11 protein-coding genes are annotated in these 12,047 nt (G+C 73.4%); 8 read left to right on the forward strand and 3 right to left on the reverse strand.

The genetic code is table 11. The features are described 5' to 3' along the window. Positions 1-74: 74 nt before the first annotated feature. The 4 genes from ACH4NX_RS01375 to ACH4NX_RS01390 all read left to right on the forward strand — a co-directional run bounded on the left by ACH4NX_RS01375 (position 75) and on the right by ACH4NX_RS01390 (position 4,338). Positions 75-1,100: a LacI family DNA-binding transcriptional regulator gene (locus ACH4NX_RS01375; RefSeq protein WP_351394887.1), complete on the forward strand. Its 1,026-nt coding sequence runs from the start codon at positions 75-77 to the stop codon at positions 1,098-1,100. Positions 1,101-1,268: 168 nt separating this feature from the next. Next, positions 1,269-2,570, forward strand: coding sequence for an alpha/beta fold hydrolase (locus tag ACH4NX_RS01380; protein WP_351394890.1), 1,302 nt, complete (start codon positions 1,269-1,271; stop codon positions 2,568-2,570). A gap of 83 nt (positions 2,571-2,653) precedes the next feature. Then, complete coding sequence (locus ACH4NX_RS01385; protein WP_351394893.1) at positions 2,654-3,397, forward strand: PIG-L deacetylase family protein; 744 nt, start codon at positions 2,654-2,656, stop codon at positions 3,395-3,397. Between the two features lie 89 nt (positions 3,398-3,486). After that, positions 3,487-4,338 carry a pentapeptide repeat-containing protein gene (locus ACH4NX_RS01390; RefSeq protein WP_351394896.1) on the forward strand — a complete coding sequence of 284 codons (852 nt, stop codon included), beginning with the start codon at positions 3,487-3,489 and terminating at the stop codon, positions 4,336-4,338. On the opposite strand, the gene ACH4NX_RS01395 is transcribed toward ACH4NX_RS01390, so the two are convergent. Then, positions 4,300-5,901 (reverse strand): cytochrome P450, encoded by a 1,602-nt coding sequence (locus ACH4NX_RS01395; protein WP_351394899.1) that lies wholly within the window; start codon positions 5,899-5,901, stop codon positions 4,300-4,302. The genes ACH4NX_RS01390 and ACH4NX_RS01395 overlap by 39 nt on opposite strands. Positions 5,902-6,023: 122 nt before the next feature. On the opposite strand from ACH4NX_RS01395, the gene ACH4NX_RS01400 reads away from it, so the two are divergent. Both ACH4NX_RS01400 and ACH4NX_RS01405 read left to right on the forward strand, forming a co-directional pair. Then, positions 6,024-6,632, forward strand: coding sequence for a helix-turn-helix domain-containing protein (locus ACH4NX_RS01400; RefSeq protein ID WP_351394901.1), 609 nt, complete (start codon positions 6,024-6,026; stop codon positions 6,630-6,632). Positions 6,633-6,813: 181 nt separating this feature from the next. Beyond that, on the forward strand, positions 6,814-7,539 hold the full coding sequence (locus ACH4NX_RS01405) for a DUF2470 domain-containing protein (protein WP_398127307.1): 726 nt from the start codon (positions 6,814-6,816) through the stop codon (positions 7,537-7,539). A gap of 49 nt (positions 7,540-7,588) precedes the next feature. On the opposite strand, the gene ACH4NX_RS01410 is transcribed toward ACH4NX_RS01405, so the two are convergent. Beyond that, positions 7,589-8,845 carry an aromatic acid exporter family protein gene (locus tag ACH4NX_RS01410; RefSeq protein ID WP_398127308.1) on the reverse strand — a complete coding sequence of 419 codons (1,257 nt, stop codon included), beginning with the start codon at positions 8,843-8,845 and terminating at the stop codon, positions 7,589-7,591. A gap of 234 nt (positions 8,846-9,079) precedes the next feature. Between ACH4NX_RS01410 and ACH4NX_RS01415 the strand changes: the two genes are divergently transcribed. Together ACH4NX_RS01415 and ACH4NX_RS01420 are read left to right on the forward strand one after the other, a co-directional pair. After that, positions 9,080-10,369 carry an ROK family protein gene (locus ACH4NX_RS01415; RefSeq protein ID WP_351394910.1) on the forward strand — a complete coding sequence of 430 codons (1,290 nt, stop codon included), beginning with the start codon at positions 9,080-9,082 and terminating at the stop codon, positions 10,367-10,369. Between the two features lie 72 nt (positions 10,370-10,441). Then, positions 10,442-10,771: a hypothetical protein gene (locus ACH4NX_RS01420; protein WP_351394913.1), complete on the forward strand. Its 330-nt coding sequence runs from the start codon at positions 10,442-10,444 to the stop codon at positions 10,769-10,771. Between the two features lie 127 nt (positions 10,772-10,898). On the opposite strand, the gene ACH4NX_RS01425 is transcribed toward ACH4NX_RS01420, so the two are convergent. After that, entirely contained in the window at positions 10,899-11,930 is a 1,032-nt protein-coding gene (locus tag ACH4NX_RS01425) for an SDR family oxidoreductase (protein ID WP_351394916.1), read from the reverse strand. Positions 11,931-12,047 lie beyond the last annotated feature (117 nt).

Here is a 12,047-nt window from a genome sequence, read left to right on the forward strand (position 1 = left end):
TAATGTGAAGGCCTTCCGGCCGCCCCGCGTCCCTGGTGCGTTGTTTCTGGTCCGACCCTGGAGGTCCCTGCCCGATGGCCCATTCGGTGGGTATCAAGGACGTCGCACGCGCCGCCGGAGTCTCCGTGGGCACGGTGTCCAACGTCATCAACCGCCCCGACACCGTCGCGACCGAGACCCGCGCGCGCGTGCAGTCCGCGATCGACCGGCTCGGCTACGTCCGCAGCGAGTCCGCGCGCCAACTGCGCGCCGGCCGGAGCCGGATCATGGGGCTGCTCGTCCTGGACATGGGCAACCCCTTCTTCGTCGACGTCGCCCGTGGCGCCGAGCGGGCGGCGCGCGACGCCGGGCTCGGCGTGATGGTCTGCAACAGCGCGCAGGACCCCGGGGAGGAGGCCGAGTACCTTTCGCTCTTCGCCGAGCAGCGGGTCCGGGGCGTCCTGCTGACCCCGGCCGACGCCACCGGCCGCAACATCGAGGGCTTCCGGCGCCACAACATCCCCTTCGTACTGGTCGACCGGGTCGCCGACGGCACCACCGAGTGCTCGGTCTCCGTCGACGACGTCGCGGGCGGGGCCCTGGCGGTGCGTCACCTGGTGCACGCCGGACACCGTTCCATCGCCTACGTCAGCGGCCCGCCCGGCCTCAACCAGGTGAGCGACCGCCGTACCGGCGCCCTGCGGGCGCTCGCCGAGGCCGGGCTCGGCCCCGACGCGTTGCGCGAACTGCCCACCGAACGCCTCGACGTCGCCGCGGGCCGGGACGCCGGCGCCCGCCTCCTCGGCCTCGCGGACCGGCCCACCGCCGTCTTCTGCGCCAACGACCTGCTCGCCCTCGGGGTCCTGCAGGCCCTCTACGCCGCCGGGGTCGACGTCCCCGGGGATCTCGCGATCGTCGGTTACGACGACATCGAGTTCGCCTCCGCCGCGGCCGTCCCGCTGACCTCCGTGCGCCAGCCCGCGGTGACCATGGGCGCCATGGCCGCCGAGCTGCTCCTGGAGGAGACGGAGCCGCAGGGGTCGGACCGGGCCCACCCGCACCGGCGGGTCGTGCTCCAGCCCGAACTGGTGGTACGGCGCTCCAGCCTCGCCGCCCGCTGACCCGTGGGTCGGCACGATTTCGCGATCCCGGGGGTCGGCGACCGCAGAACCATGTGCTGAACTGGGACATGGCCGAAAGAAGCCGTCCGCACGACCTGTCCGTAGGACCCGTCCGTACGACCTGTCCGTGCGACCCGTTCACCCGATCCATCCGTCCCGGGAGCCCCGTTGAGTCTCAGCTACCGTCAGCCCGGCGTCGTCCTCACCGACCGCCGTTTCACCGTGCCCCTCGACCACGCGAACCCCTCCGGGGAGACGATCGAGCTGTACGCCCGGGAGGCCGTCGCGAGCGACAAGGCACACCAGGACCTGCCGTGGCTGGTCTACCTCCAGGGCGGCCCCGGCTTCGGGGCGAACCGTTTCATCGGCCGCCCCGCCTGGTTCGGCCGCGCCCTGAAGGAGTACCGCGTACTCCTCCTCGACCAGCGCGGCACCGGCGCCTCCACGCCCGCCAACCGCCAGACGCTCCCGCTGCGCGGCGGCCCCGCGGAGCAGGCCGACTACCTCACCCACTTCCGCGCCGACGCCATCGTCCGCGACTGCGAGACGATCCGCCCCCAGGTCACCGGCGGCGCCCCCTGGGCCGTCCTCGGCCAGAGCTTCGGCGGCTTCTGCACCGTCGCCTACCTGTCGCTGGCCCCCGAGGGCCTGAGCACCGCCCTGATCACCGGCGGCCTGCCCTCCCTGGACGCCCACGCCGACGACGTCTACCGGGCCGCCTACCCGCGCATCGAGCGCAAGGTCGCCGCACACTACGCCCGCTACCCGCAGGACGTCGAGCGCGCCCGCCGCATCGCCGACCACCTGCTCACCCACGACGTCGTCCTGCCGAACGGCTACCGGCTCACCACCGAGGCCTTCCAGTCCCTCGGCATCCTCCTCGGCGGCAGCGAGGGAAGCCACCGCCTGCACTTCCTCCTGGAGGACGCCTTCGTCCGCACCCCGGGCGGACACGAGCTGTCCGACGCGTTCCAGGAGCAGGCGCAGAGCCTGCTGTCGTACGCCGGCCACCCGCTCTACGCCCTCGTCCACGAGGCCATCTACGGCCAGGACGCGCGCCCGACGAACTGGTCCGCGGAGCGGGTCCGCGCCGAGTTCCCGCGCTTCGACGCCGCGAAGGCCCTCGCCGGAGACGAACCGCTGATGTTCACCGGCGAGTCCGTCCACCCCTGGATGTTCGACTGCGACCCGGCGCTGCGCCCCCTGCGCGAGACCGCCGAGCTCCTCGCCGCCCGCACCGACTGGACACCGCTGTACGACCCCGCCCGACTCGCCGCCAACGAGGTCCCGGCCGCCGCGGCCGTCTACCACGACGACATGTACGTGGACACCGGCCACGCGCTGAGCACCGCCCGCACGATCCGGGGCCTGCGCACCTGGGTCACCGACGAGTTCGAGCACGACGGCGTACGGGCCGGCGGCCCCCGCGTTCTGGACCGGCTGCTCGCGCTCGCCCGCGATGAGGCCTGAACGGCGAGGCCTGAACGACGAGTCCTGGACGACGACGCGTCGGTTCCCGGGGTGACGGCGGCGGCAGGTACTAGGGTGCGGGCATGACGGAGCCGACCCACACACGACTGGAGCCCATGCCCGGCGACTGGCGGCGCGCCCTGGCCGTCGTCGCCCACCCGGACGACCTGGAGTACGGCTGCTCGGCGGCGATCGCCTCCTGGACGGACGAGGGCCGCGAGGTCGCCTATGTCCTCGCGACCCGGGGCGAGGCGGGCATCGACACCCTGGCGCCCGCCGAGTGCGGCGCCCTGCGGGAGCGGGAGCAGCGGGCGAGCGCCGCCGTCGTCGGGGTGAGCGAGGTGGAGTTCCTCGACCACCGGGACGGCGTCATCGAGTACGGCACCGCCCTGCGCCGCGACATCGCCGCCGCGATCCGCAGGCACCGGCCCGAGCTGGTGATCACCCTCAACCACCGGGACACCTGGGGCGGCGTCGCCTGGAACACCCCGGACCACGTCGCCGTCGGCCGCGCCACGCTCGACGCGGCGGGCGACGCCGGCAACCGGTGGATCTTCCCGGAGCTGACCGAGCAGGGCCTCGAACCCTGGGACGGCGTGCGCTGGGTCGCCGTCGCGGGTTCCTCCTCGCCCACGCACGCCGTGGACGCCGCACCGGGACTGGAGCGCGCCGTCCGCTCCCTGCTCGAACACCGCACGTACATCGAGGCGCTGACCGACGACGACCCTCAGACGTACGTGCGCCGATTCCTCGTCGGCTACGCCGAGGCCGCCTCGGAGCGGTTCGGCGGGAAGCCGGCGGTGACCTTCGAGGTCTTCGGCCGGTAGCACGAGAAGCCCTGATCAGGGCCAGGGCCAGGACCTGCGGCCGGGTCCGCCGGTGCCCCGACGCGCCGGCGGTCCGTATGCTCGACCCCATGCGAGAACCCACTGCCGACCAGCGAGGACCCACCGGCGGCCAGGCGGAACTGCGAGGCGACTGCGAGCGGTGCTTCGGCCTGTGCTGCGTGGCCCTGCCCTTCGCCCGCTCGGCGGACTTCGCCATCGACAAGGACGCGGGCAAGCCCTGCCCGAACCTCCGGGACGACCACCGCTGCGGCATCCACGCGCGGCTGCGGCAGAGCGGTTTCACCGGCTGCACCGTCTACGACTGCTTCGGCGCCGGCCAGAAGGTCTCGCAGGTCACCTTCGGCGGCCAGGACTGGCGCACCGGCCCGCCGGAGCACACCCGCCGGGTCTTCGACGTGTTCCCGGTCGTCCGTCAGCTGCACGAACTGCTCTGGTATCTGACCGAGGCCCTGACCCTGCCCGCCGCCCGTCCCGTCCACGCCGACCTGCGCCGGGCCCTGACCGACACCGAGCGCCTCACCGAGGGGTCGCCCGAGGACCTGGCCGCCCTCGACGTGGCCGCGCACCGGCAGCGGGTCAACGTCCTGCTGCTGCGCACCAGCGAACTGGTGCGGGCCGGCGCGCGCGGCAAGAAGAAGAACCGCCGCAACGCCGACCTGATGGGCGCCCGTCTGCGGGGTGCCGACCTCGGCGGCGCCGACCTGCGCGGTGCCTACCTCATAGCCGCCGACCTCACCGGCGCGGATCTGCGGGGCGCCGACCTGATCGGCGCGGACCTGCGCGACGCCGACCTGACGGACGCGGACCTGACGGGCGCCTTCTTCCTCACCCAGCCGCAGCTCACCGCGGCCCGGGGCAGCGCGGGCACCCGGCTGCCGGGCTCAGTCAGCCACCCGGCGCACTGGACAGCGGGGGCCTGAGCCGCCGTCCCCGGCGGCGGACGGCCGGTCCGGTGCCGGTGCCGCGTCGTCCGGTGCCGGGTGGTCCGGTGCCGGGTGGTCCGGTGTCGCACCGGACCGGCCGGCCGTGGTCCGCCGGCCCAGGCGCAGTCGCAGTCCCTCCGGCATCAGCGTCAGCCGCTCGGTCACCCGAAGCCGGTAGTCCGGCTCGGGCAGCAGCTCGTAGCGGCGGAGCAGGAGCCCGAGGACCAGCGTCGCCTCGTGCAGCGCGAACTGCCGCCCGATGCACGCCCGCGCGCCCGTCCCGAACGGTTTGAAGGTGTGCGGGGCACGGGACCGTACGGCCTTGGCGTCGAAGCGGTCCGGGTCGAACCGCTCGGCGTCCGGCCCCCACACCCCGGGGTCGCGGTGCAGCATCCCCGTGAGCACCAGAGCCCAGGCACCGCGCCGCATCGGGTACTTCCCGCCCAGCACCGTGTCCTCGCCTGCCTCCCGCGCGAAGGCGGGCGCGGTCGGCCACAGCCGCAGCGACTCGTCCAGCACCCGGCGCACATAGCGCAGTTTGGCCACCTGTTCGTAGCCGGGCGCCTCCGTGCCGCCCCAGACGCGGTCCACCTCGGCGCGGGCCCGGGCCGCGACGTCGGGGTGCCGGGAGAGGTAGTGCAGGGCGAAGGAGAGCGCGCCCGAGGTGGTCTCGTGCCCGGCCACCAGGAAGGTGATGACCTGGCGGCGGATGTTCTCCGGCGACAGCCGCTCACCGGTCTCGGGATGAGCCGTGTCCAGCATCCGGTCGAGCAGGTCGCCGTCGCCACCCTTGCCGCCGGCGGTCCGGCGGGCGCGGACCAGGTCGTCGACCGTGCGGTCGAGGTAGGCGATGTCGGCGGTGTTGCGGCGGCTCGCACCGCGCAGCAGCCACGGGGCCAGCGGCGCGGGCACGGTGTTCAGGCGCTGCGCGTGGGTGAGCGTGCCGACCATCGCCGTGACGAAGGGATGGAGGCGGGAGCGCTCGAAGGAACCGAAGTCGTGCCCGAACCCGGTGCGCGCGATCGTCTCCAGCGTCAGCTTGGTCATGTCACTGGGTACGTCCACCGCCCGGCCGGCCGCCAGCGCCCGGTCCCAGTGGTGCGTCAGCCGCCCGGCCACGTCCAGCATCATCAGGTGGTAGCCCGCCATGGCCTCCCGGCTGAACCCGGGTGCCAGCACGTCGTGCGCGAGCTGCCAGTTGGGCTCGTGGTTGTACGCCGTGAAGAGCCCGTCCCTGACCACCGGGCGCAGGTTGGCCACGCCGAGGCCCACGTGCTTGGCGAACCGCGTCTCGTCCGCGAGGTCGGCGGCGAGTTCGGCGCCCCACACGAACACGAACTCCTTGCCGAAGGCCCGCCGCCGGAATATCGGACCCAGCTGTCGGGCGTACCGCAGCGAGTCCTGCATCGGAGTGCGCCGGCCGGCCCCGACCACATCGCCGAGCAGCGGCAGCCGGTAGGGCGGACGCGGGATGCGGTGCAGTTCGGGCCAGCCCAGCTCGGCGCTGCGGAATCCTTTCGGCAGCCCGTCCCGGGCCGTCTCGTTCGTCGTCCCCGCCATGACGCGACCTCCCTTGACGCAGCGGCGTGTGGCACGTGCCGAGGCAAGTGTGTTGTACATGGATTCAATAGCGCGCCTCAGTCTCGTCCCGTTGTTGAACCGGCGTCAAGTAAGGTGCGGGCATGGCCGCGAACGATGGTGAGCGCACCCGCCGACGGCTCAGCACCGGGGAGCGCAGGGAGCAACTGCTGTCGGCCGGCGCGCGGCTGTTCTCGGAGAGCCCCTACGACGAGGTGTGGATCGAGCGGGTCGCCGAGATCGCCGGCGTCTCCCGCGGGCTGCTGTACCACTACTTCCCGACGAAACGGGACTTCTTCGCGGCGGTCGTCGAGCGCGAGAGCGAGCGCATGCTGCGGATGACCGCGGCGGTGCCCGGGGTTCCGGTCCACGAGCAGCTCACCGCGGGCCTCGACGCCTACCTGGAGTACGTGCGCGCCCACGCGCACGGCTACCGCGCCTTCCACCGCGCCGACGCCGCCGGGGACCGGGCGGTGCGCCGGGTGTACCAGCGGGCGCTGGCCGCACAGGAGCGGCAGATCCTCGCGGCGCTGGCCGCCGACCCGGAGTTCGGCGAGGCCTTCGGGGCGCGGACCGACGTACGGCTGGCGGTGCGCGGCTGGCTGGCGTTCACCACCGCGGTCTGCCTGGAGTGGCTGCGGGACCCGGAGCCGGACCGAAGGCAGGTGCGCGACCTGTGCGCCCGGGCCCTGCTGGGCGCCATCGCGCCGTGAGCGCCCCCGTTGCACTTCGTAACGCGCCCTCAGGCCGCTGAAGTGCGCCCTCCGGTGGGCTGAAAAAGTCCCGCGAAGATCACGCCATCTGGTTGGCGCCCACCCTGATGTCCGATAGGTTAGGTGAGCCTTACCTAATGAGTAGCCGAATCGACCGGTTAATTGACGACGGAGGTTGGGGATGGGTGACAGCCACACCTGGGCGGCCGCGCCTGCGGCGGCGGAGCAGGCCCGCTCCGTACTCGCCGCCGCGTGGTCCTGCGCGGTGACCGCGGAGGGCGGCCGTGAGGAGTTCGTCGGCGCGCACACCGTGGCCGACGACGGCCGCGTGCTCCTGCGCGTGCCCGAGGACAGCACCCTGCTCGCGGCGGCGATCTGCGCGCCACGCGGGGAGCCGTCCGCCGTGCTGGAGTTCGCCGACGTGGCACCCGTCCCGGTCCGGGGCCGGATCAGGGCCCGGCTCTGGCTCGCGGGCCGGCTCGCCGTGGAGGACGACCACTTGGCGTTCACGCCCACACGGGTGGTGCTGCGGCAGCCGTCCGGTGCCGTGGTGGTCGACCTGGACGAGTTCGCCGCCGCGGGGCCCGACCCGCTGGCCCTGGCCGAGGCCCGGCTGCTGACCCATCTCGCCGACTGCCACGGCGACGCGGTGGAGCGGCTGACCCGGCTCGTGGACGCCGACAGCCTGCACGGCGCGGTCCGGGTGCGGCCGCTCGCGGTCGACCGGCACGGACTGACGCTGCGCGTCGAGCGCGTCCGCGCCCACGGCGACGTACGACTGCCCTTCCACGCGCCCGCCGACGACCTCGCGCAGCTCACCGAGCGGATGCACGTGCTGCTGACGCAGGCGAGCGCCGCCTCCTGCCCCCGGGCCCTGCAGTGGCAGCGCACCGACGGCGACGGGTGAGGCGGACGCCCCTGCCGGCGGCGGCCGGTCCAGGCCGCTTCGTCAGGGGTCAGGAAGAACGACGCGCGGCGCCGCCGCGGTTCCGCTTCCGGAGCAGGGCCCGCAGCCCGTCGCGCAGACGGGTCAGCCGCGGCATGCGTTCGCGCAGCTCGCGCGTGTGGTGGTCCAGTTCCTCCAGGAGCCGGCGAGAGCGGTGTTCGGTGTCCATCTCGTCGATGACGCGGTTGACCTCGGTCAGTACCGCGCCGTGCAACTGCCAGTGCAGGGGGCTGCGCTGGACCTCCGCCAGGAGCAGCTGGGCCAGTCTGTCCCGGGTGACCGCGGCCTGCCGCAGCTCGGTGGAGAGGCGCTCCTCGGCGGACTCGGCGTCCTCGCTGGCGCTGGTGGTGACCAGTACCGCGAAGCTGACCACGGCGTCGGCGATCTCGGAGAGCAACTGCTGGATGGTGGCGCCCGTCTCGGGCCCGAACAGCGGCTCCGGCTCCCGTTCCTTCGCGAGGTCGGTGAAGGTGCGGGCGAGGACCCGCATCACCACCGTGCAGATCTCCAGGGTGTCCAGGCCGGTGCGCAGGACCACCCGGTGGAGCAGCCCCTCGCGTACCCGGGGATTGAGGCGGAGACTGTCCTCGGCCTGCCGCAGGTCCTCGTCCACCTCGCCGATGTCGTGGTCGAGCCGGCGGGCCTCGTGCAGCCGGGCCGCCGCCTCGTGGAACGGTGTGCTGTCGGCGGCCTCCTCACCCATGCGCAGCATCAGCTGCCGCACCCGCCGGGCCAGCCCTTCGATGGACTCGCCGGCCTGCTCCACCCACACCGGAGGGGCGAGGATCAGGTTGAAGGCCAGTCCGACGGTGGCTCCGATGAGCGTCTCCACCACCCGGGCCCACGCCAGGCTCCCGTGCGAGGTCACACCGAGCACCAGCATCGCGCTGATCGCCACCTCGGCCACGAACTCGTGCGCCCGCACCAGATGTCCGACGCCCAGCGCCGCCACGATCACCAGGCCCAGACTCCACCAGCTCAGACCGACCAGCTGGCTGAATCCGATGGCCACCAGGACGCCGGCCACCACGGCGTTCACCCGGCGGAAGCTCATCTTGAGCGTGGCGTACAGGGTGACCTGGACGACCAGCAGCGCGGTCAGGGGCGCGGTGAGCGGCGCCGCCGACTTGTCGGGGGTCAGCCGCACCGCGATGACATAGGCGATCGAGGCCGCCGTCGCCGAGCGCAGCGCCTGCACGACCATGGGGTCCCTGAGCCACTTCACCCGCCGCAGAGCCGCGGCCGCACTCTTACGCACATCCCGCATCCTCGGGCTGTTCCCTTCCCCGGGCGCCTCGAACGTATCCGGACAGGACGGTAGCCGGACAAAGGGGGCGGAAGTGGTTCTCACGCGCCGTACACCGGCGGTAGCCGTGGAGCGGTGATGTCGGCGCATTTCGGAGAGTGTGCGTTCATCACGTGAATTAAGAAGAGAAGGAAGTCGCGGGCCGGGACCCGGCAGAGGTATGTTGCAGACCGGGCAAGGCACGGGAGGAGCCACATGGCGGGGCAGAACGGGCGCACGGTGCGCGACCTGAGAAGGGCCAACCGTACGGCCGTGCTCCAGCGGCTCTACTTCGACGGACCGCTCAGCCGTTTCGAGCTGGGCCCGGCGACCGGACTGAGTTCCGGCTCCGTCAGCAACGTCGTCGCCGACCTGGTCGCCGACGGCCTGGTGGAGGAGGCCGGCAGCGTCGACTCCGACGGCGGCAGGCCCCGTACCCTGCTGCGCGTGGCGCCCGGCAGTGGCCACATGATCGGTGTGGACGTCGGCGAGACCCGGGTGCGCGTCGAGCTGTTCGACCTGACGCTCACCGAGCTCGCCCGCGCCGAACGCCCGCTGGCCCAGCAGCGGTACGACGTAGAGATGATTGTCGGTCACATCCGGGACGGCATCGCCGAGGTGCTGGCCTCGGCCGGCCTCGCACCCGAACGGCTGCTCGGCGCCGGAATCGGCGTCCCCGGCATCGTCGAGCACACCCCGGACCGCGGAGCCGTCGTGCACGGCCAGACCATCGGCTGGGACGCGGTCCCGCTGGAGTCCCTGCTCCGCGCCGGTTCCCCGCTGCCCGAATCCGTCCCCTACCTCATCGACAACGGCGCCAGGACCCTCGGGCAGGCCGAGATGTGGTTCGGCGCCGGACGCGGTGCCCGCAACGCGGTCGTGGTCCTCTTCGGCTCCGGCGTCGGCGCCAGTCTGGTCACCCCCGACGTCGAGCACGGCCGGGCGGTCGAATGGGGGCACTTGACGGTCCGGGTCAGGGGCCGCCGCTGCCGTTGCGGCGCGCTCGGCTGCCTGGAGGCGTACGCGGGCGCCGAGTCGCTGCTGGCCCGCTGGCGGGAGGAGGGCGGCCGGGTGCCGGAGGACACCGACGAGGAGACCGCCCTGACCGCGATGCTCGCCGCCGCCTACCCGGCCGACACCAGGGCGGCCGACCCGGTCGCGCTCGCCGTCCTGGAGGAGACCGCCGAGTACCTGGGCGCCGGGCTGTCCGACCTGATCAACCTCTTCCAGCCCGAGCGCATCCTCATCGGCGGCTGGGCCGGCCTCCAGCTCGGCACCCGCTTCCTGCCCGCGGTACGCCGGCACGCGGTGTCGTACGCGCTGCGCCATCCCGCCGGGAAGGTGACCGTCGACCTGGGGCGCCTCGGCCCCGACGCCGTCACCGTCGGTGCCGCCATCCTGCCACTGGCCGACTTCTTCGCGCGCGGCGGCCGGCGCCCCGAGCCGGCACCCGAGCACCCGGCTCCCGCGTGGCGCACGGCGCTCGAGGAGCGGGCTTCGTACTGAGGTTTCGCCGGTCAACGCGGAGGTACCCGATGTCGTTCGAACGACCAGGAGGACCGCGAAAGGGAGTGTGCCGTGACCGACCACCGCCTCGAAGGACCGGGTGAGAACGGTGCCGCCCCCGTGCCGCGGGACATGCCCGACCAGCAGGCAGGCACCGGCGACGACCCGTGGGAGGCCGCCGCGCCCACGCGCGAACAACGCGAGCAGGGCCAGCGCCCCGAGGGTGACGAGGGTGACGAGGACGCCGAGACGGACGACACCGCGGGCGACGGAACCGGACCGGAAGCCGGGCCCGCCACCGACGTTCCCGACACGGACGAGGCGGGAACGGGCCGCCAGGGGGCACCGCACTCGGGCGCCGTACACCCCGAGCACCCGGTGCCCGACGAGCCGTCCGGCTGAACGGCCGGCGGTGCGACAGGCCTCACCGGTGCGACAGGCCTCAGCGTCCGGCTGAACGGCCGACGACGCGGCGGGACCGACGGCACGCGGGGCGGAGCCGGGGGACCGGCTCCGCCCGCGCTCTCGCTCAGCCGACCTTGCGCCCCCGCAGAGGCTCCGTAGCCGCTCCCGCGCCTTCCCGGAAGCCCCGCAGGAACTCCTCCAGCACCTCCGTGGACGTGTGCTCGGGGCGCCAGCCCAGCTCCGCCCGCACCCGCGTGCAGTCCATGAGCGGCAGCCGCAGCACCGCGTCGAACAGGTGCGGGGAGGCGGGCAGCAGATGCAGCCCCCACGCGGCGGCGATCGCCGAGCGGGCCGCGGCGCGGGGCACCCGCACCGTTCGTCCACCGGTCATCCGGCCCAGCAGCTCGGCGTCGACCGGCGGATCGGCCGCGAGGTTGAAGGGTCCCCGGGCGTCCTCGGAGCGCACCGCCAGACGGTAGGCGTTGGCCGCGTCGTCGGTGTGCAGTGCCTGCATCCGCAGACCGGGGATGTCCGGCAGGAAGGGGAGGAGCTCCGGACGCGCCAGCGGGCCCGGCAGGAACCTGCCGCCGAAGATCCGGCGCTGCTCGCTGGCCGACTCCCGCTTGAAGAGGAAGGCCGGGCGCATCCGTACCACCCGGACCCCTGGGTGGTCGCGCTCGAAGGTGTCCAGGGCGCGTTCCAGATAGGCCTTCTCCCGGCAGTACGCGGCGTCCGGCCAGCCGTGTGTCGGCCAGGACTCGTCCACCGCGTGGTCCTTCGGCCCCGGCGAGTACGCGCCGACCGACGAGGCGTGCACCAGCGCCGGCACCCCTGCCGCGGCCACCGCCTCGAAGACCCGGATGGAGCCGAGAACGTTCGTACGCCAGGTCGTCGCCGGATCGTGCGTCGGCTGGAACGCCCAGGCCAGGTGCACCACGGCGTCCGCGCCGGCGAAGTGGCCGGTCAGGTCCGCCCGCTCTGACGACAGGTCGACCGCGGCCCACTCCGTCTTCGGGGGCGACCACTCGGGAATCCGCCGGGCCAGCCCCAGCACGGAGGCGACCTCCGGATCCTCCGACAGCAGCCGCACCACGCTGGTGCCCACGTTGCCGGTGGCACCCGTGACCACGACCCTGCTGCCCGTTGTGCTGCTCACCTTGCGCTCCTCTCGGCCACCTGCCCGTACGGAGGTCACCGGGTACCCGCCACGCCGCGAAGGCACGCAAGGAGAAGCCCCGACCGCGACGGGGGAATCACGATCGGGGCGGTACGA

The organism is Streptomyces sp. NPDC017225, assembly GCF_044331465.1.
Lineage (GTDB): Bacteria > Actinomycetota > Actinomycetes > Streptomycetales > Streptomycetaceae > Streptomyces.